Origin of the sequence: Gemmobacter sp. 24YEA27, assembly GCF_030052995.1 — a bacterium.
Taxonomy (GTDB): Bacteria; Pseudomonadota; Alphaproteobacteria; order Rhodobacterales; family Rhodobacteraceae; genus Pseudogemmobacter.
In genome coordinates, this window is record NZ_JASJPW010000001.1 from 519134 (window position 1) to 538465 (window position 19332).

Consider the following 19332-nt stretch of genomic DNA (forward strand, 5'->3'; position numbering starts at 1 on the left):
ACCGGCAATGACCTCATCCCTGTTTTTCCTCGGTGCCTTCACACTCGGCGGATCGCTTTTCTCCCTGGCCATGCTGGTGGTCAGCCGCCTGCCGGAAAGCGCCTTCCGCGCCAGGGAGCCGAGCGATCCGGCCGCCCCCGCGCCACTCTCCGGCAATGCGGCCGAGCTGCGGCGTCAGCTCTTCCAGGCCGGCTTCAGCCATCCCGAGGCCGCGCGCTATTTCACTCTGGTTAAAATCGGGCTGTCGGTCCTGCTGGTCGCCCTGGTTGCGACGTCTCTGGTCCTTATCGGGCCCCTCGACGAACTCACCCCGGTGAAAAAGGCGATCGCTTTGGTGGGCGCCTTTCTCGCGGGCTATTTTCTGCCCACCCTCATCGTTGACAGAAGGCGCAAGGCCTGGAAAAAGCGGATCGCCATCGCGCTGCCGGATGCGCTGGATTTCATGCTCGTCTGCGTCGAGGCCGGGCAGACCACCGATCTCGCATTGCTGCGCGTCGCCGAAGAACTGGAACCGGTACACCCCGATCTTTCAGCCCGTCTCCAGGCGCTGACCGAGGCGCTGACCGCTGGAGCCGAGAGACAGGATGCCTGGAGCCGGCTTGCCCTTGAGACCGGCAATGATGATCTGCGTCAGCTCGCCACCATCATCGTGCAATCCGGCACGATGGGCACGCCGGTCGCCCATACATTGCGGGTGTTCAGCGCCGATCTGCGCGACCGCCGGGTGCGTCAGATCGAAGAGCGCGCAAATGTGCTGCCAACCAAGATGACGCTCGGGACAATGATCTTCACTGTGCCCCCGCTGCTGATCCTGCTGCTTGCGCCCGCGATCTACCGTCTGATCACCACCAGCTGACGGCGAGGACCCCCGCAATGGACCAGAACCGGAAACACAGTGAGGGAGAACGGAGCTGGCGCCCGGCCACGGTCTTTTGCCTGACCCTCATACCGGCGGCGGGTCAGATCCTGACCCCGCTCGCCAAACAACCGACCGTGCAGCCACTCGCAACCGCAGTTTTTGGCGCTGTCCTGACAGGTATCCTCACGGCCCTCTTGCCGATGGACAGGTTTGGCGGCCGGATCACCCTGGTGCTCGTCCTCATAGCTGCGTTGCTCTTGCAGCCTGCATTCGGATTCAGCAGTCTCTTTCTGCCCGATGGCACCGGTACCGGCGAGCCCGTTGTCATGACGTCACTCTGCTGGGGGGGCGGCGCCCTGCTCGCCTTGCTGGCCCGCACCTCGCGACAGGTGCTCAGCTGGCAGGCCGTCGCGAATTCAAAGGCACTGATCCACCCTATTCATCTGGTTTTCGCCTGTTCGGTCTATGCGACCGGGTTCTGGCTTATCGCAACCGTGGTGCTGCCGGGCCTCAGCTCCCCGTTCTCGGCCGAACGCGCCCTGCTGGCCGCAGCGCTCGCCGCCCTCACAACCGGCATTACGCTCCTCTTCGGGCTTGCCGTAACCATCGCCAGTGACCGCAAGGAAATGGCGCCATCTGAACTGACCCCGGTTCTTCTCGCCATAGCCGCCATGCTGGGCTACGGGATCATTACCGGCAACCGTGTCGCTGCTGAAACGTCCTCCGGCTTCCTCACCCTGTTGCTGGTGCCCGCGCTGCTCACGGTTTTTCTGATGCGGCGTTTCACAGCGCTGACCCTTATGGGAATGCTGCTCTGCCTTTCGACACCGCTGTTTTGCGGCTGGTTGCTCAGCAATCCGACAGGCGACCCGGGTCTCATTGCGCTTCTGCTGGCGCTTCCTTTCAGCATCATGCGCACCAGCCGACGCAGCGGCGGCACTCTCGTGCGCCGGGCCGGCGACCCTCCGCCTGCGGTGATCTCAGCCTTCAACCGCGATTCGACCAGCTGGCTCGTTCTGCTCGACCTGGAAAAGCAGATAGTGCATTTCCCCTTCGGATCCGCCTTTTCGGCAGAGCGCGGGCCACCGGTCAGCTTCAATCGAATCTTCCATGAAAGCGCCTCGAGCGGGCTGCTCGATTTGCTGCGCGAGCTGCAAAAGCCAGAGGGAGCGCAGTCCGCGCCGGTCAGAATTCGCCTGCAGATGAAACGCGCTGGTGAAACGCGCCACGAGGTCAGCGGGCCGCAGCTTTTCGAAGCGCGGGTGCTGGAGAAGACCCTTCCAACCGCATGGCTCGCGCTTTTCAGCCTTTCGCATGAAAAAGAACTGGCCGAACGTGCAGAACGCGCAGAAAGGCTGCTGGCAGATGCCGTCCTGCGCGAGGAAAGGCTGCTCTCCTTTGCCGCACATGAATTGCGCACCCCATCGCCATCCTCTCGATGCTCGCCGAAGAGCTGCGCAACGGCGCGCTCTGGGAAGATGTTCGAGAAGGGTTTGCACAAACGATGGACCGGATCAGCTCGATCATCGAAGATCTCAGGGCAGATTCCGGCGCCTCAGCCCTTCCCGTCGGGCAGAGCTTTACGCCCATCGACCTGATATCCCAACTGCTTGAGATTTTCTCGCCGGTCGCCACCACCCATGGCATTACAATTGAGGCCAGCCGGACGGAGAGCGCCGATCTGCAGTTTCGCGGCGATTTCGCGCGGGTTTTTCATTGCGCTTTCAAAATTACTTCACAACGCGATCCTGCATTCGAAAGGCTCGGCAATCCGCCTCAGCGTGATTGCAGGTCGCGGGCTGGTGCCGAGGTCATGCTCACCTGGCATGTCGCCGATAATGGCATCGGCATCCCTGACGCGGAACGCGCGCGGATGTTCGAGCCCTTCAGCACTCCGCCCGAACACCGCCCGGGGCGTGGCGGCGCCGGCTTGGCCTTTATACCGCACGCAAGGCCATTACTCTGCTCGGTGGCGAGCTGAACCTGCTTGAAACACCCAGGGGCGCCCATTTCGTGCTGAGCCACCCGGTGCGCAGTGTCACTGCCCCACCCCGACCCAGATGCCAGGGACACTTTGCGAAGAAGACCCGGCCAATTCTGCCGGCGCACCGCGCTGGTTTGCCCGGAAGGTTCTGCTGATCGAGGACAACCGCCTTGTCGGCGAGATCACCCGCACGAGGCTGCGACGGCTGTTTCACCTGGTCGACAGGGCCGAGACCGGACCAGCCGGTCTGGATATGTGGGCGCGCGGGAATTACGATCTGATCCTCGTCGACCAGCTGCTGCCGGGCAGTACCGGTTGCGAAATCGTGAGAGAAATCCGCAAGACTGACAAAAATGTTCCGATCATCGGCATCACCGCCTCGACGCTGGGGTCCGAATGTCGGGACCTCGAAGCCGCAGGTGTCACCCTCGCGCTGGAGAAACCCCTCAGCTATACTCAGCTGCTCGGCCTGGCCGAGGAATGGTATCCTGCCGAAGATGCATATCGGGGTCGCAGATGAGCGGGTAACGAAAACTCTGCTCCGCAGATCCGGGCAAACGGCAATCAGCACCAAGCCGTAAGCAGGTTGCCCCATAGGCTACCGGCGGCTGGCTGTAAAAGCGATCCTCGACGGTTCACCCGTTTTCTCCAGAACCCAAGGGGGAGATCCAACCGCCCCTGTCGCTCAGCGGGAGGCAGACCTTTTCGCGACAAGGATACCTGCGAGGAAATCGACACCCGTTCGGGGCCATCGACCCTGCCCTCGCCACTATGCAGCCAGGGCAAGGCACCGGGTTTGCGTTTTGCCTGTCGGGCCAAAGCTGCACAACCGGGCCAGGTTGCGAAATCATAGTTTCGCTTTGCGAATTGCGCAGCGTCGTCCATCCCGGTGCAAGGCATCGCATCGAACGGCAAGCGCTGCGAACGCGTGTGCCTTTCCCAGGCGATGCGATCCCCTGGACTGTTCCCTGATCTGGCGCGCCTCAAGCCCGTTCTGGCGCATCGATTCGCCGATTTACAGACCATCACATCCGGCGTTCCGCCTGCAGAAGACCGCATTGCTGACCCCATGCTTGCCGCAGCTGGCGAGGACGGAATCGCCCGCCTTCCTCTCGCTCACTATGCAGAGCGATCCGGCTTTCGCTGAAGCCCACGCGCTTCACATCTGGTTATTTCAATTGTGGCAGGACCCGCTCAAACCGGATTGGCCGCAGACGGCGACGTCATCAGCTGCCGGTCGCGGACGGGTGAAAAAGAACCGGCCCCCGACTAAGAAAGCCGGGGCCGTGATATCATGTTGCCCTAGCGGGGCAGTGGTCAGCGCTGCGCTCAGCTGCGCGGGCGTTTCGGCGGGGTGAAGCGCTTTGAGGTATCGGTGGCATCTGCCGGGCGCGCCGCAGGCTTGCGCGGAGCAAAGCCTTTGCCTGCGTCAGGTTTCGCGCCAAAGGGCTTGCTGCCGGCCGCGCGCGGTGCGCCTTTGCTATAGGCCGGTTTCGCATCACCTGATTTTGCCGCTGCGGACTTCCCGGCATAGGGCTTGCTGCCCTCCCGTTTCTCAAAAGGCCGGCCCTCGGCGCCCCCTTCGGCGTGCGGTTTGCGCGGCGCCTCATCGCGGCCCGCATAAGAGTCGCGGCCTTTCGGCGCGCCGGCATGGCTCTTGAATCCGGTAGAGCGCGCCGGGCGATCCGGGCTGCCACCATGCGATTTGAACCCGGTCGAGCGCGGTGCGGGCTTTGACGGCCGGTCATCGCGCATCGGGCGCTCGCCTTCGGTCGGCGTCCAGCGCGGTTTGGCCGACGCATCACTATCCTCACGGCGCGTATAGGGTTTCCGCGGCGCATCGCTGTCCTCACGGCGCGCATAGGGCTTACGGGGCGCATCGCCATCCTCACGCTTTGCCCAGGGCTTGCGCGCTTCGCCGCTTTCAGCTGCCTCACGCGGGGCGCGCGACGGCGCGGCGCCTCTTCTTCGCCCTCGCCACGCGACGGGCGCGGCGACCAGGCCGGTTTGCCTTCACGCGGGGCGCGTTCGGGCCGGCCACCGGTCACCCGGCCCTTCGGCCCGAATTCCGGCGCCTCAGCGACACGCTCCATCGTAAGACCCGGCTCGATCTCGGTCGTCTCTTTGAACCGCCCGGCCAGCTGCTCGGCGATCTGCACATAGGTCACGTCCTGCTGCACCCGGATCGCGCCGATCCCGTCTTTAGAAATACCGCCGGCATCGCAGATTTTCGGCAGGAGCCAGCGCGCTTCGGCCCGGCCCTCGTGCCCAACCGAAAGCTTGTACCAGACCGACGGCCCGAACTCGCCCCGCTCACGCGGCGGCAAAGCGGCGGGGGCGGCAGGTCTTCGACCAGCTCTTCCGGGGCCGAACGCTTGGCGCGCCACAGCCGCACAAAAGCTGCAGCGATTGCCTCGCCGCCATGTGCCTCTAGCAGATCAGCCGCGATCCCGGCCTCTTCGCCCGGCGCCTCGGTCAGAGCCGGGTCCGAGATCAGACGCTCATCCTCGCGCGACTGCACCTCATCAGCGCCCGGCGCCTTGCCCCATTCGGCGACCAGCTTGGCGCCTTGCAGGATACGGTTCGCTTTGCGGAATTCGGCCTGCGGCACCACAAGGACCGAGGTCCCCTTGCGCCCGGCGCGGCCCGTCCGGCCCGAACGGTGCAACAATGTTTCCGGATTGGTCGGCAGATCGGCATGGATCACCAGATCCAGCCCCGGCAGATCGATGCCGCGTGCCGCCACATCGGTCGCGATGCAGACGCGGGCGCGCCCGTCGCGCAGCGCCTGGAGCGCATGCAGCCGCTCGCTTTGCGACAGCTCGCCCGAAAGCGCCACCACCGGGAAGCCCCGGTTCACCATCCGCGCATGCAGGTGGTTCACATTGGCCCGGGTTTTGGCGAAGACAATCGCCACCTGCGCATCATACCAGCGCAGAAGATTGAAGATCGCCGGTTCCTTGTCCCGGTTCGACACCGAGATCGCGCGATATTCGATATCGGCATGCTGGCTGGCCGAAGATTTCACCTCGACGCGGCGCGCTTCGCGCTGATAGGTCGCGGCAAGCGAGGCGATCTCTTTCGGCACCGTGGCCGAGAACATCAGCACGCGCTTTTCTTCCGGGGCGCCGCCCAGCAGGAATTCCAGATCCTCGGCAAAGCCCATATCCAGCATCTCATCGGCCTCATCGAGGACGACCGCCGCCAGTTCCGACAGATCAAGCGACTTGCGCTCGACATGGTCGCGCAACCGGCCCGGAGTGCCGACCACGATATGGGCGCCCTGGGAAAGAGCTCGGCGTTCGGTGCGGTAATCCATCCCGCCCACGCAAGAGGCCACGACAGCCCCCTCATACAGCCAGACCAGTTCGCGCTGCACCTGAAGCGCCAGTTCGCGGGTCGGCGCGATGACCAGAGCCAGCGGCTTTTCCGGCGGCAGAAGCCGGTCGATGCCGCCCAGAACCTCGGGCGCGATGGCCAGGCCGAAGGCCACCGTCTTGCCCGACCCGGTCTGCGCCGAAACCAGCAGATCGCGCCCGATCAGTTCGGGGCCAGCACGGCCTCCTGCACCGGGGTCAGCGCGGAATAGCCCTTGGCTGCCAGCGCCGCCTTAAGCGGGCCTGCGATAGAATCAATCGTCATTATTTGTCCTGTCAGGGAGCCAGTCGCCCCCGCATATGAGCCAGAAAGAAGGCCCAGAGCACCGCCGCAACCCTCCCGGTCGCGGCCCGGAGCAGACAGGCCTGGGGGCGCCATACAGGGTTTTCCCGCCACTGTCCATAAATCACCGCCCATCAGGCCCCAGACAGCAAATCGCCCTGCCCGCCAAGGCCGAACCGGGCCCGCCACCTCTGTTCCAAGGCCGATGTTCCGGGTATGATCCCCGCTATTATGCCAGCCCTCTGCCGCGATTGCCTGACCCGATTCGAACCAGGACAGCCAGGTATCGACCAACCGGGCCTGGTGGGGCGTGGCCGCCGCTGCCCCTCCTGCCGGTCGCCCAGGGTCATCGTCCATGCCGAGCTCGACCACCTTTCCATCGCCCATATGGATTGCGACGCCTTTTACGCCAGCGTTGAAAAACGCGACAATCCGGCGCTGCGAGACCAGCCGCTGATCGTCGGCGGCGGCAGGCGCGGCGTGGTTTCGACCTGTTGCTATCTTGCCCGGATCAAAGGCGTGCGCTCGGCCATGCCGATGTTCCAGGCGATGAAGCTCTGCCCCGAGGCCGTGGTCGTGCCCCCCCGCATCGCGCATTACGCCGAAGCGTCGCGGCAGATCCGCGCCATGATGGAAGAGCTGACTCCCGACATTGAACCCCTGTCGCTGGATGAGGCCTTTCTCGATCTCTCTGGCACCGCGCGGCTGCATGGCGCGCCGCCTGCCGTGCTGCTCGCGCGGCTGACAAAGCGGATGGAGGACGAGATCGGCGTTTCCGGCTCGATCGGCTTGTCGCATAACAAATTTCTGGCCAAGATTGCCTCGGATCTCGATAAGCCGCGCGGCTTTTCGGTGATCGGGCGGGCCGAGACCCAGGCTTTCCTGATGCCAAAACCGGTCGGCATCATCTGGGGTGTCGGCGCAGCGAGCCGGAGCGCGCTTGAGGCCGCAGGGGTCAGAACCATTGCCGATCTCCTCCGCTGGGACCGTCGCGATCTGGCATTGCGATTTGGCCAGATGGGCGAACGCCTCTGGCACCTGGCGCGGGGCGAAGACCATCGCCGCGTCAGCCGCGATACCGGTCTGAAATCCATCTCAAAGGAAACCACATTTTTTGAGGACACCACCGATGCCGATTTGCTCGACGGCCATCTCTGGCGGCTTGCCGAACAGGTCTCCGACCGCGCGAAAGCCAAGGACCTCGCCGGCCGCACCGTCACGCTCAAACTGAGAAAGGGTGACTTCCAGATTGTCACCCGCCGCCAGGCGCTGTCAGATCCGACCCAGCTTGCCGACCGCATCTACCGCACCGCGCGCAATATGCTCGACCGCGCAGGCGTCAGGGGCCCGTTTCGCCTGATCGGAACCGGCCTTGCCGATCTCTGCCCCGGAACTGAGGCCGACCGCAGCCCCGACCTTCTCGACCCGACCGCCGCCCAGCGCGCAAAGGCGGAACATGCGGCAGATGCGATCCGCGCCCGTTTCGGCAAGGATGCCATCATCAAAGGCCGGGCCTTGCGCTGAGCCTTTTCCTTCTGGCGTAATATTCCCGCCAGCGACGTCTAGAGCCTCCCCGGAGACAGAACAGAGACGGGCACTGCGATCTGACCCTTGCTGATCTTCAGAGAGGGGGAAAGCGATGCTGTGCTCAGCAAGGCGAGACGGCACTGACCTGCCCCGAACCTGGATCCAGCGCGCGGCAAGCCAGGTCAGCGGGTCGCGGGCCGCGACATTTCCCCTTCCACAGCCCCGCCCGGAAGGCGCCTCTTCTGCCCCCGCAATTGTGTTTTCAACCGGGCGAATAAGGTCAGTCGAAGAACGGCGTCATCTGCGCCACGATCACCGAATTCTCGGCCAGAGCGCGCTCCATCAGCACGACCTCGTCTTCGCCGATCTCATCCCCGGCGGCCCGGCGCTCTTCAAGCGTGCCAAGCCCCTGGACTTCCAGCGGCGAGAGATCGGCATCCTTCAGGATCGCCACCGTCTCGCGCACCGCCTCTGCCTCATCCACGCCCGAGGCATAGCACAGCAATGCCGCTCCGGTCGCTTTCTCCGGGAGACCGTCACCGGCCTTGCGACCAACCTCGACCACCAGCGAATAGACCTGCTGCGGACGTTTTTCTTTTACCGGCTTCTCAACATCATCCATGTCGCGCCCCCAAATCCTTCAAAGGATTTGGGCCGGTTTCTGCTCAGAAACCGACCCGCGCCCCTGTTCACCTGCGGCTCAGTCGCGCAGCAGCTCGTTGATCGAGGTCTTGGACCGCGTCTGTGCATCGACCCGTTTCACAATCACCGCGCAGTAAAGGTTCACCCCGTTCTTCGAGGGCAGCGAGCCCGCGACAACGACCGAACCTGCCGGCACTTCGCCATACATCACTTCGCCGGTCTCACGGTCGACGATCTTGGTCGATTTCCCGATGAACACACCCATGCCCAGGACCGCGCCCTCACGCACGATGCAGCCCTCGACAACCTCGGACCGCGCGCCGATAAAGCAGTTATCCTCGATGATGGTCGGGCCGGCCTGCATCGGCTCCAGCACGCCGCCGATGCCAACGCCGCCGGACAGGTGCACATTCTTGCCGATCTGGGCGCAGGAGCCAACGGTCGCCCAGGTGTCGACCATGGTGCCCTCATCGACATGCGCGCCGAGATTGACGAAAGACGGCATCAGCACCACGCCTTTCGCGATATAGGCCGAACGGCGGACGATGCAGTTCGGCACCGCGCGGAAACCAGCGGTTTTCCATTCGGCTTCGCCCCAGCCGTTGAACTTGCTGTCGACCTTGTCCCACCAGGTGCCGCCCTGCGAGCCGCCCTCATGGATCTCCATATCTTTCAGACGGAACCCCAGCAGGACCGCCTTTTTCGCCCATTGGTTCACATGCCAGACCCCATCCGCCTGACGCTCGGCCACCCGCAGCTGGCCTTTGTCGAGCGATTCCAGCGTCGCCTCGATCGCATCACGCGCCTCGCCTTTCGTGGCCGGGGTGATGGTATCGCGCGCCTCCCAGGCGGCCTCGATTGCGGTTTCCAGCGCGGCGTTCGACATGTGGATCTCCTCGGGCAGATTTATTCGGACAGTTTTGTTCTGGCAGGCTTCGTTCGTGACAGGGTTTTGTTCGGGTCCATGGGGCTATAAGGCTTGTATCCGGGTCACGCAATCGGCCCGGTGACTGGTGGGAGGTATCATGAACGACGAGTCGCGCAATCATCCGTTCCGGGACAGTGGCCAGGATCTGGTCGCGGCAGATAAATGCCCCGATACGCTGCAGACCCGCGCCCCGGCTTACCGGCTGGCCTTTGCCGACCAGGATTTTCTGACGCGCGAAGATCTGCGTCCGGTAAGGCTGCAGCTGGAACTGCTGAAACCGCAGCTGATCATGGATGAACGCGGGATCGAGACCACCATCGTCCTGTTCGGCGGGGCCCGCATTCCCGCGCCGGAACATCGCGATCAGGCAAAGAGCAAGGCGCTGGCCGATCTCTCGCCCTATTACGATGAGGCGCGCCGTTTCGCGAAGATCATGACCGAGCGCAGCCTGGGGTCTTACGGGCGCAAAGGCGTGATCGTGACCGGCGGCGGGCCGGGTGTGATGGAGGCGGGAAATCGCGGCGCGGCAGATGCCGGGGGCCATTCCATCGGCCTCAATATCGTGCTGCCGCATGAACAGGCGCCGAACGCTTATGTCTCACCAGATCTGTGCTTCAACTTCCACTATTTCGCGATCCGCAAGATGCATTTCCTGATGCGAGCCGAGGCGATCGTGGTTTTCCCCGGCGGCTTTGGCACGCTTGATGAGATGTTCGAGGCGCTGACCCTGATCCAGACTCATCGGATGAAGCCCGTGCCCTTCCTGCTCTTTGGCAAGAGCTGGTGGGAAAGTGTGGTCAACTGGAGCCAACTGGCGGATGCGGGGGTGATCTCTCCGGAAGATCTCGACCTCTTCCGCATGGTCGAGACCGCAGAAGAGGCGATTTCGGTGATCGACGGCTGGAAAAAGCCCTGCTGAATGCACGGGCGGGGGCAACCCCGCCCGCAGCTCCTTACCCGCGGGCGGGGATATTCATGGCGCGCTGCATGGCCGGGCGCGCAAGGATCCGGTCCAGATAGGCCGGCACGTTTTTCAGATCCGCCCAGCCTGCGATCTCTGCGGCTTTGTAAAAGCCCTTCAGCGTATTGAGCCAGGGGCCGATTGCCATATCGGCAATAGTATATTCGCCAACCAGCCAGTCCTGCCCCTCAAGCGCCTGATCCAGCACCTTCAGCAGCCGCTCTGCCTCGGCACGGTAACGTTCCTTCGGGCGCGGATCTTCGATCTCTTTGCCCGCAAAATGATGAAAAAAGCCCAGCTGGCCGAACATCGGACCAAGCCCACCCATCTGAAACATCAGCCACTGGATCACCTGCCAGCGTTTGGCCTCGGGCAGGAATTTCCCGCTTTTCTCGGCAAGATAGAGCAGGATCGCCCCGCTCTCGAACAAGGGCAGCGGCTTATCCCCCGGCCCATGCGGGTCAATCATCGCCGGGATCTTGTTATTCGGGTTCAGCGACAGGAATTCCGGGCTGAGCTGGTCATTTTTCCCGAAATCGACCAGATGCGCCTCATAGGGCAGGCCGGTCTCCTCAAGCATCAGGGACACCTTGATCCCGTTGGGCGTGGGCAGCGAATAAAGCTGGATCACCTCGGGATTGAGGGCGGGCCAGCGCGCCGTCACCGGAAAAGCTGAAAGTGTGGACAATGTGGCCTCCTGCGGCTGTTTTGCTAAGAGATAGGCAATTTTTCCCAGTGGGTAAGCCCCAATTTATGTGCGATATTCCTGCGGTAACTGTGCGTGAAGCGCAGAGAAGCGGACCGGCGCAAGAGCCGGAGGAAACAAGGGACAGTCAGATGCTCAATGAGTTCAAGGCCTTTATCTCGCGCGGCAATGTCATCGACATGGCCGTCGGTATCATCATCGGCGCAGCCTTCACCGCCATCGTCACCTCGCTGGTCGATGACCTCGTCAATCCGCTGATCGGTCTGATCGTCGGCGGCATCGACTTTTCGAATGTCAGCTTCGGGCTCGGCGAAGCGCAGTTCAAAATCGGCAGCTTCATCAATGCCGTGATCAAGTTCCTGATCATCGCCTGGGTGGTCTTCCTGCTGGTCAAAGGCATCAACCGCGTCTCGCAACTTGGCAAGAAGAAAGAAGAAGCGGCCCCGGATGCGCCGGCCGCGCCCACCGAGGCAGAGCTGCTTCAGGCGATCCTGGTCGAGCTGAAATCGAAAGCCTGATCTGACAGAACGGCCCGCCTCTCGCGGGCCGTTTTCGATGGCGCGGGGCGGTTGTGACCCGTGGCTTTTGCACGTCAGCCCGGCGAAAAAGCTTCTGTCCTGCCCGACGCGGGCGGCGACACGATCATGGATTTGCTGAACGTCGCCGGAAACAACGGTCTCTTCTGTATTTCGGCGGCGGGTTTCGTGATCCCCTGGAGGACAACAGCTCTGGGACCTGGCCTTTCAGAGACCCGAAAAAGGAAAACCCCCAACCACGAGGGCGGGGGTTGACCTTGTAAGGACCGAACGGCCCCAGTGTTCACGTCCCTGTCTGATCCTCTGGAAAACCGGAAGGACCAGATCGGGAAACGCCTCAAAGCTACCTCGCGGTAAAACTCAGAGTGCGCCTTCGCGTTGCGCTTTCTTGCGCGCGAGTTTACGCGCACGGCGGATCGCTTCGGCTTGCTCGCGAGCTTTCTTAACCGACGGTTTCTCGAAATGTTGCTTAAGCTTCATTTCACGGAAAACGCCTTCGCGCTGCAGCTTCTTTTTCAGAGCACGGAGTGCCTGTTCGACGTTATTGTCGCGGACGCTGACCTGCATGTGGTTGTCACCACCTTCCTAAGCTAGAGTTGCACATATTTGTGCAGGCCCGGCGCGCATAACAGATGCAGGGGCTCCTGTCCACCTTTCGACCTGCGGAGACGATGATGGAAGCGGCGATTGCAAGGGAAAAACTGCTGGATGCGGCCCTGGCGCATGTGGCGTTCGATGGCTGGTCCGAGACCACGCTGAAGGCGGCGGCGGCTGATTCGGGCGTGGCGCCGGGCCTTGCGGCCGCGCTCTTCCCGCGCGGCGGGGTCGATCTGGCACTGGCCTGGCATATGCGGGGCGACCGCGAGATGGCGCGGATCCTTGCCGAAGAGGATCTGGCCGCGCTGAGGTTTCGCGACCGGGTGGCGCGGGCGGTGCTCCTGCGGCTGGAGATCGCGGATCGCGAGGCGGTCCGGCGGGGCACCACCCTTTTCGCGCTGCCCCAATACAGTGCGGAGGGAAGCCGCGCGATCTGGGGCACGGCGGATGCGATCTGGACCGCGCTTGGCGATACATCGGATGATCTGAACTGGTACACGAAACGCCTCAGCCTCTCGGCGGTCTATGGCGCCACGGTTCTGTTCTGGCTCGGGGATGACAGCACCGGCCTTCAGGCCACGCGCGATTTCCTCGACCGCCGCATCGAAAATGTGATGCAGTTCGAGAAAGCGAAAGCAGCCCTTGCCAGCAACCCGATCAGCAAGGCACTGATGGGGGGACCGCTGAAATTTCTCGGCCGGATCCGCCCGCCCGTTCTGCCCGATGATCTGCCGGGCCAGGAGGCAAAGGGCGGCAAAGGCCCCCGCCCGTTCTGATCCATCCCCCGCCCCCTTTCCGCGTCACTGCCCCGCCCCCCGCATCCCTGCCCGCAAAGACAAAGCAAGCCCATGCCCCTTTCCGACAAACTCTCTGATTCCATGCAGGCCATCGAGATCGTTGCCCCCGGCGGCCCGGATGTGCTGCAACCCTGTACTCTGCCGGTGCCGGTGCCGGGCCATGGCCAGATCGTGATCCGGGTGGCCTATGCCGGGGTAAACCGCCCCGATGCGCTGCAACGCGCCGGCGCCTATGCGCCGCCCGCGAATGCCTCGCCGCTGCCCGGGCTGGAATGTTCGGGCACGGTGGTTGAAACCGGCCCCGGCGTCACGCGCTGGAAAATTGGCGACACTGTCTGCGCATTGCTTCCGGGGGGCGGTTACGCGGAATATGCGCTGTGCCACGAAACCCATGCCCTGCCGGTGCCGCAGGGCATGTCGATGAAAATGGCCGCCTGCCTGCCCGAGACCTGCTTCACCGTCTGGTCGAATATCGTGATGCGGGGCGGGCTCCGGCCGGGCGAAAAATTCCTCGTCCATGGTGGCACGTCCGGGATCGGCACCACGGCGATCCAGATTGCCAAAGCGCTTGGAGCGCGGGTCTTCGCGACCGCTGGCAGTGATGAGAAAGCGCAGGTCTGCCTCGATCTCGGCGCCGAGGCTGCCTTCAACTACCGCACCCGCGATTTCGTGACGGAAATGCGCAAGATCGGCGGGGCGGATGTGATCCTCGACATGGTCGGCGGCAGCTATATCCCGAGGAATATCAAAGCCCTCGCCGATGATGGCCGCATCGTGCAGATCGCCTTCCTGCAAGGCGCCAAAGCCGAGGTGAACTTCGCCGAGGTGATGATGCGCCGCCTGACCATCACCGGCTCGACCCTTCGCCCGCAAAGCGATATCGCCAAGGCCCGGATCGCGCGCGATCTGGAACGCCAGGTCTGGCCGATGATCGCCCGGGGGGCGCTGAAAGTGGTGCTCGACAGCGAATTCACGCTTAGCGACGCCGCAAAGGCGCATGAGCGGATCGAATCCCCCGGCCATATCGGGAAGATCGTGATGAAGGTCGAGAATTCCTGATCCGGGCGCGGGCTGAACCCTGCGCCTTCGGCGGGACTATTTCGATCAGGAGAATGCGGCATCCTCCTGACTTAAACACTCTCGCCGGGGGCGTCCGGATCACGCCTTTCAGCGCACCGCGTCAAGCACTGCGTCTTTCAGACGGCAGTCGCGGATCGCGTCCTCGCCACAACGGCGCGGCGCGAGGTCTTTGGTCAGGCAGATCCGAACCTCGCGGATGGCACCGCCTTGGCAGATGACGGTGACCTGATCGGGTTTCAGCCCCGGATTTGAGTCGAGAAAGGCGCCCTCGATCACCTCGGCCGGCACTTTCAGCGTCTTTGACATGCGCGCAAAGACCGGCGGGATTTTGACTCTTTCATAAGCATCCCGGGCCTTTGCATAGTAATCGCGCGGCGCGAGCCCCGAACAGCGCCCGTGCTTTTTCCACTGGTAGAAGGCATAACCGGCGCCGCCCATCACATCCGCCATGGCCGCAGATTCCGCCCGGGTCGGATCGCGCTCCACCGTGCGGCAATAAGATGGCCACCCCTTTTCCTTTTGCGGCCAGAGCCCATGCAGCACAAAGGTAAGCCCGCGCCCCACATCGCATTGCGGATCGCGCCGCGCATCGCCTTCGGCCTCGCACCAGCCCGAAGACCAGGACAGTGCCATGACGTAGTAATCGAAGTCGCCCGCCCGCTCGCCCTCGGCTTTTGCCGGAGAGGTCGCGAGCAGGGACAGCAAGACGAGCGACAGGATCCGCAGCAATTTTACTTTCCCTCTCGCAGGAATCGCACTATATGGCAGGGTAATTCCCCGACATCGGAGAACGTGAACCAAAGGTTCACAGCCGTTTTCCCGGCGCGGGAGAGATTTGTAAAGGCCAGCCCTGCAAACAGGGCAGCAGCTGAAAGGAAGTCCTATGTCGAAGCCGATTATGGCCCGCGCGACCGCCGTCTGGCTGGTGGACAACACGACCCTGACCTTCAGACAGATCGCCGATTTCTGCGGCATGCATGAGCTTGAGGTCCAGGGCATTGCCGATGGTGATGTCGGTGGTGGCGTCAAAGGGTTTGACCCGATCGCCAATAACCAGCTTGAACAGGTCGAGATCGACCGTGGCGAGAAAGATCCGCTTTACAAGCTCAAGCTCAAGTTCAACGCCGCCGCTCTGGGCGAGGAAAAGCGCCGTGGCCCGCGCTATACCCCGCTCTCGAAACGCCAGGACCGTCCGGCGGCGATCCTCTGGCTGGTCAAGTTCCACCCGGAACTCTCGGATGGCGCCATTGGCAAGCTCGTTGGCACCACCAAGCCGACGATCCAGTCGATCCGCGAACGCACCCATTGGAACATCCAGCATATCACCCCGGTTGACCCGGTCGCGCTTGGTCTGTGCCGCCAGTCCGAGTTGGACGCCGCGGTGCAGCAGGCCGTCCGCCGCAAGGCAGCCGAGGGCGGCGTGATGTCGGATGACGAGCGTCGCAAACTGGTTTCGACCGAGCAGAGCCTCGGCATGGAGCCGGTGGCGCGGGTCGAGACCGCCCTTACCGGGCTCGAGGTCTTTGGCGAGGAGCAGCCCGTCGAAGAGGACGAGGCGGAAGAGAAGGACTTCTCGGATGCCGACAGCTTCTTCTCGCTGCCCTCGGGCGACAAGGATGAGGACGAAGATGACGAGCCAGGCCGTCGCTGAGCCGCAATCCGCGCAGCAATTGGCTTGAATCGAGCGAAAAACCGGGCCCCGCGCCCGGTTTTTTTCTTTGTATCGCCTTAGTTCAGCGATCTTTGCCATAGATGACAAAAGCGGATCAGCGGGGGCTGATCCAGTCTGATGTTTCTCTGGAACGTGGATGCTGCTGCTATGAACCTTTCTTTGTTGCCGTCTCTGACGGCCGCCTTTCTTGCGCTGTCCTTTCCCGCGCTCGCCTGCACGGCCGCGTCAGAGCGGCAGCAAATCCGCCAGGAATTCGCGCATTGGGTCAATGGGCTGCGCGCGGAACGGGGGCTTGGGCCGCTGCGCCTCAACGGAACCCTCGACCGTGCCGCCAGGGGGCACGCCTGTGACATGGCCGTGAATGCTTTCATGAGCCATAGTGGCTCGAACGGCTCGTCGCTGAAGACGCGGCTGAAAAGGGCGGGCTACGGGCTGAAGACCGCGACCGAGAACCTCGCGACCAGCAGTTCCGCGCCCAATTCGGCGACGCCGGCACGGCTCTGGCTGAATTCGCCGTCGCATCTGGTCAATCTGCTCAACCCCAATATCACTGAGATGGGGCTTGAGATCACGGTGGCGCGCGGCAAGACCTATTACGTCTTTGTCGGCGGACATCCGCGCCGCAGCTGAGCCCTATGCGGGCCAGCGCGCCCGGGCAAGGACCGCCGCGTCGCCTTCGGGCGGTGCTGCGCCTGTTTCCCAGGCGTAAAGGCGGATGTGATCCGGGCTGGTGCCATCCGGCCCGGCAATCACCCGCCATTCAAGGTGAAAGCCCTCGGGGATCAGCCCTTCGGCCCAGAAGGTGATCTCTTCGCTTTCCAGCGCCTCGGAGGGCAGCGCCGGCCAGCCATCGGCATCGCCCCAGAAGACCAGCGCCTCTATCTCCGGATCCTCACCCGCAAGACGCGCCAGCGGCTGCAGAAACAGCTCTTCCGGTGTCTTCTCCTGCGGCTTTTTCGGCGCCATATCGACCTCCTGCGGGGGGGGGCCGCAGCAGCGGGGGGCTGCGGACTGGCCCGCATAAGCGCAGGAAGGCGCAGCCTGTCAAGCATCCGCTTCCCGGCTGGCAAGGCGCGTGCTAGGTCTGAGACATGAGCCAGATCCCGTCCAAAGAGCAGATCCGTCAATGGATCACCGATAATCCCGGCCTGTCGTCGAAACGCGACATCGCGAAAGCCTTCGGCGTGAAGGCCGATGAGCGCAACGAGCTGAAACGCCTGTTGCGCGAGATGGAGGCCGAGGGGGATCTCGCGAAACGCGCGCGCCGCTTCCTGCCGAAAGGCGAGCTGCCGCCGGTCGCGCTGCTGAAAGTGCTGCCCCCGATGCGGCGGGCGATCTTTTCGCCGAAGCGATGGAGGAAGGCATCGATCCCGATACCGGCCGTATCCTGATCATCGCGAAAAAGGGTGACCCGACCCTGGGGGCAGGAGACCGGATTCTGGCGCGGCTCGCGCGGGTCGATCTTGACGATTACGTCTGGGAGGCGCGGCTGATCCGGCGGATCGGGTCGAACCCGCTGAAGGTGCTGGGCGTGTTCCGCAAAGGATCCGATGGCGGGCGGATCGTGCCGATCGACAAGGGCCAGGACAAGGAATGGCGGGTCCTGCCCGATGGCGATATGGGCGCCAAAGACGGCGAGCTGGTCGAGGGCGAGGCCACAGGCCCACGCCGCATGGGTCTGCCGCAGGCGAAGATCCTGGCGCGTCTGGGCGATCCGGCGGGGCCGCGCGCGGTGTCGCTGATCGCGATCCATCAGCACGGCATTCCTGATCAGTTCCCCGACAAGGCGGTGGAAGAGGCCGATAACGCGCCGCCCTTTACCATGGCACATCGCGAAGATCTGCGGGGCCTCGACCTTGTGACCATCGACCCCCAGGACGCGCGCGACCGTGATGATGCGGTGCTGGCGCTGGTTGATGACGAACCGGGCAATCCGGACGGCTTTGTCCTTTGGGTGGCGATTGCCGATGTGGCGAATTATGTCCGCCCGGGCTCGGCCCTCGACCGCGAGGCGCGGCGCAGGGGCAATTCGAGCTATTTCCCCGACCGCGTGGTGCCGATGCTGCCCGATACGCTGTCGGGCGATCTGTGTTCGTTGCACGAACATGTCGACCGCCCCTGTATGGCGGTCAGAATGCGGGTCAATTCGTCGGGGCAAAAGATCGCGCATCGCTTTACGCGGGGCGTGATGCGGTCAAAGGGCAGCCTTGAATATGGCCAGGTTCAGCGCGCAATCGACGGCCAGCCCGATGCTGCAACCGAGGCGCTTTTGCCGCAGCTCAAAGTGCTTTACGCCTGCTATGACGCGCTGAAACGCGGGCGGGCCTTGCGCCAGCCGCTGGATCTGGATCTGCCCGAACGCCAGATCGTGCTCTCGGATGAGGGCAAGGTGCTGTCGGTCGATTTCAAGGACCGGCTCGACGCGCATAAGCTGATAGAAGAATGCATGGTGATGGCGAATGTCGCCGCCGCCGAGGAATTGCAGCGGGTGAAGCAGCCTTTGCTGTACCGCGTTCATGAGGAACCCTCGCCCGACAAGCTGGAAAGCCTTCGCGAAGTGGCGGAAAGCTCCGGCTTTACGCTGGCCAAGGGCCAGGTGCTGAAAACCTCTCATCTGAACCAGCTGTTGAAACAGGCCGAAGGCTCGGAATTTGACGAGCTGATCAATATCTCGACGCTGCGCTCGATGACCCAGGCCTATTACGCGCCCGAAAATTTCGGCCATTTCGGGCTGGCGCTGAAGAATTATGCGCATTTCACCTCGCCCATCCGCCGCTATGCCGACCTGATCGTGCATCGCGCGCTGATCCGGGGGCTGGGCCTCGGACCCGATGGCTTGTCGGATTTCGACATGGAGAACCTCGGCGAGACCGGCAAGCTGATCTCGGATGCCGAGCGCCGCTCGATGGCGGCCGAGCGTGACACGGTCGACCGCTATCTGGCCGCCTATCTGTCGGACCGGGTCGGCGCAGTCTTTACCGGCCGCGTCGCCGGGGTGCAGCGTTTCGGGCTTTTCGTGAAGCTTGACGAGACCGGTGCCGACGGGCTGGTTCCGATCCGCGAAGTCGGGCGCGAATTCTTCCATTTCGATCCCGAAAGCCAGACGCTGATGGGGGCCGATACCGGCCTGACCATTGGCATCGGCCAGAAGGTCAAAGTGCGCCTGGCCGAGGCCGTGCCGGTGACCGGCGGGCTGATCCTGGAACTTGTCGAACTGGAAGACCGCGCTTTGCCTTCTGGACGTGCCGCGAAAGGCCGGGGCCGCGCGCCGAAACGCGCGCTTGGCAAGGCGCGGGCGGCCGAGGCGGCAAAGCGTCGGGTGGTAAGGCGGCGGAAATGAAACGGCTCGCCCTTGCGTCGGCGCTGATGCTGGCGCCTCCCGC

Annotated in this window: 18 protein-coding genes and 1 pseudogene; 11 read left to right on the plus strand and 8 right to left on the minus strand. The window is 63.5% G+C overall.

The window, feature by feature from the left end; translation table 11 throughout:
* The first annotated feature begins 7 nt into the window (after positions 1-7).
* The 3 genes from QNO18_RS02620 to QNO18_RS02630 all read left to right on the plus strand — a co-directional run bounded on the left by QNO18_RS02620 (position 8) and on the right by QNO18_RS02630 (position 3363).
* A complete protein-coding gene (locus QNO18_RS02620) occupies positions 8-856 on the plus strand; it encodes a type II secretion system F family protein (protein WP_283176410.1) in 849 nt (282 codons plus the stop codon).
* A gap of 17 nt (positions 857-873) precedes the next feature.
* Positions 874-2457 (plus strand): hypothetical protein, encoded by a 1584-nt coding sequence (locus QNO18_RS02625; protein ID WP_283176411.1) that lies wholly within the window; start codon positions 874-876, stop codon positions 2455-2457.
* A 462-nt stretch (positions 2458-2919) separates the two neighbouring features.
* Positions 2920-3363: a response regulator gene (locus tag QNO18_RS02630; protein WP_283176412.1), complete on the plus strand. Its 444-nt coding sequence runs from the start codon at positions 2920-2922 to the stop codon at positions 3361-3363.
* 772 nt (positions 3364-4135) lie between these two features.
* Here the strand turns inward: QNO18_RS02630 and QNO18_RS02635 are convergent.
* Both QNO18_RS02635 and QNO18_RS02640 read right to left on the minus strand, forming a co-directional pair.
* Complete coding sequence (locus tag QNO18_RS02635; protein WP_283178728.1) at positions 4136-5080, minus strand: hypothetical protein; 945 nt, start codon at positions 5078-5080, stop codon at positions 4136-4138.
* The gene (locus QNO18_RS02640) at positions 5008-6336 is read right to left on the minus strand and encodes a DEAD/DEAH box helicase (protein ID WP_283176413.1); all 1329 of its coding nucleotides are present in this window, start codon (positions 6334-6336) and stop codon (positions 5008-5010) included. Before QNO18_RS02640 ends, QNO18_RS02635 begins: the two co-directional genes overlap by 73 nt.
* A 398-nt stretch (positions 6337-6734) precedes the next feature.
* Between QNO18_RS02640 and QNO18_RS02645 the strand changes: the two genes are divergently transcribed.
* Positions 6735-8027 (plus strand): DNA polymerase IV, encoded by a 1293-nt coding sequence (locus tag QNO18_RS02645; RefSeq protein ID WP_283176414.1) that lies wholly within the window; start codon positions 6735-6737, stop codon positions 8025-8027.
* Positions 8028-8310: 283 nt separating this feature from the next.
* Here the strand turns inward: QNO18_RS02645 and QNO18_RS02650 are convergent, their stop codons facing one another.
* Positions 8311-8652: a hypothetical protein gene (locus QNO18_RS02650; protein ID WP_198838298.1), complete on the minus strand. Its 342-nt coding sequence runs from the start codon at positions 8650-8652 to the stop codon at positions 8311-8313.
* Between the two features lie 78 nt (positions 8653-8730).
* Positions 8731-9558, minus strand: a complete 828-nt coding sequence (gene dapD / locus QNO18_RS02655; RefSeq protein ID WP_198838297.1) for a 2,3,4,5-tetrahydropyridine-2,6-dicarboxylate N-succinyltransferase — start codon at positions 9556-9558, stop codon at positions 8731-8733.
* 139 nt (positions 9559-9697) lie between these two features.
* Here dapD and QNO18_RS02660 point away from each other — a divergent pair, with 139 nt between their 5' ends.
* Positions 9698-10519, plus strand: coding sequence for a TIGR00730 family Rossman fold protein (locus QNO18_RS02660; RefSeq protein WP_283176415.1), 822 nt, complete (start codon positions 9698-9700; stop codon positions 10517-10519).
* A gap of 34 nt (positions 10520-10553) precedes the next feature.
* Here the strand turns inward: QNO18_RS02660 and QNO18_RS02665 are convergent, their stop codons facing one another.
* Positions 10554-11249 carry a glutathione S-transferase N-terminal domain-containing protein gene (locus tag QNO18_RS02665; protein ID WP_283176416.1) on the minus strand — a complete coding sequence of 232 codons (696 nt, stop codon included), beginning with the start codon at positions 11247-11249 and terminating at the stop codon, positions 10554-10556.
* Between the two features lie 149 nt (positions 11250-11398).
* Between QNO18_RS02665 and mscL the strand changes: the two genes are divergently transcribed.
* Complete coding sequence (gene mscL / locus QNO18_RS02670; protein WP_092899989.1) at positions 11399-11785, plus strand: large conductance mechanosensitive channel protein MscL; 387 nt, start codon at positions 11399-11401, stop codon at positions 11783-11785.
* 378 nt (positions 11786-12163) lie between these two features.
* On the opposite strand, the gene rpsU is transcribed toward mscL, so the two are convergent.
* Positions 12164-12370 (minus strand): 30S ribosomal protein S21, encoded by a 207-nt coding sequence (gene rpsU / locus QNO18_RS02675; protein WP_082400860.1) that lies wholly within the window; start codon positions 12368-12370, stop codon positions 12164-12166.
* A 107-nt stretch (positions 12371-12477) separates the two neighbouring features.
* Between rpsU and QNO18_RS02680 the strand changes: the two genes are divergently transcribed.
* A complete protein-coding gene (locus QNO18_RS02680) occupies positions 12478-13176 on the plus strand; it encodes a COQ9 family protein (RefSeq protein ID WP_283176417.1) in 699 nt (232 codons plus the stop codon).
* 72 nt (positions 13177-13248) lie between these two features.
* On the plus strand, positions 13249-14256 hold the full coding sequence (locus QNO18_RS02685) for an NAD(P)H-quinone oxidoreductase (protein WP_283176418.1): 1008 nt from the start codon (positions 13249-13251) through the stop codon (positions 14254-14256).
* A 108-nt stretch (positions 14257-14364) separates the two neighbouring features.
* Here the strand turns inward: QNO18_RS02685 and QNO18_RS02690 are convergent, their stop codons facing one another.
* Positions 14365-15006: a ribonuclease T2 gene (locus QNO18_RS02690; protein WP_349293826.1), complete on the minus strand. Its 642-nt coding sequence runs from the start codon at positions 15004-15006 to the stop codon at positions 14365-14367.
* Positions 15007-15160: 154 nt separating this feature from the next.
* On the opposite strand from QNO18_RS02690, the gene QNO18_RS02695 reads away from it, so the two are divergent.
* Positions 15161-15928, plus strand: a complete 768-nt coding sequence (locus tag QNO18_RS02695) for a cell cycle transcriptional regulator TrcR (RefSeq protein ID WP_283176419.1) — start codon at positions 15161-15163, stop codon at positions 15926-15928.
* A gap of 168 nt (positions 15929-16096) precedes the next feature.
* Positions 16097-16579: a CAP domain-containing protein gene (locus QNO18_RS02700; protein WP_283176420.1), complete on the plus strand. Its 483-nt coding sequence runs from the start codon at positions 16097-16099 to the stop codon at positions 16577-16579.
* Positions 16580-16582: 3 nt separating this feature from the next.
* Here QNO18_RS02700 and QNO18_RS02705 read toward each other — a convergent pair whose 3' ends face one another.
* A complete protein-coding gene (locus tag QNO18_RS02705) occupies positions 16583-16915 on the minus strand; it encodes a hypothetical protein (RefSeq protein WP_283176421.1) in 333 nt (110 codons plus the stop codon).
* A gap of 125 nt (positions 16916-17040) precedes the next feature.
* Between QNO18_RS02705 and rnr the strand changes: the two are divergent.
* Positions 17041-19289, plus strand: a pseudogene (gene rnr / locus QNO18_RS02710) (ribonuclease R).
* The last annotated feature ends 43 nt before the right edge of the window (positions 19290-19332 follow it).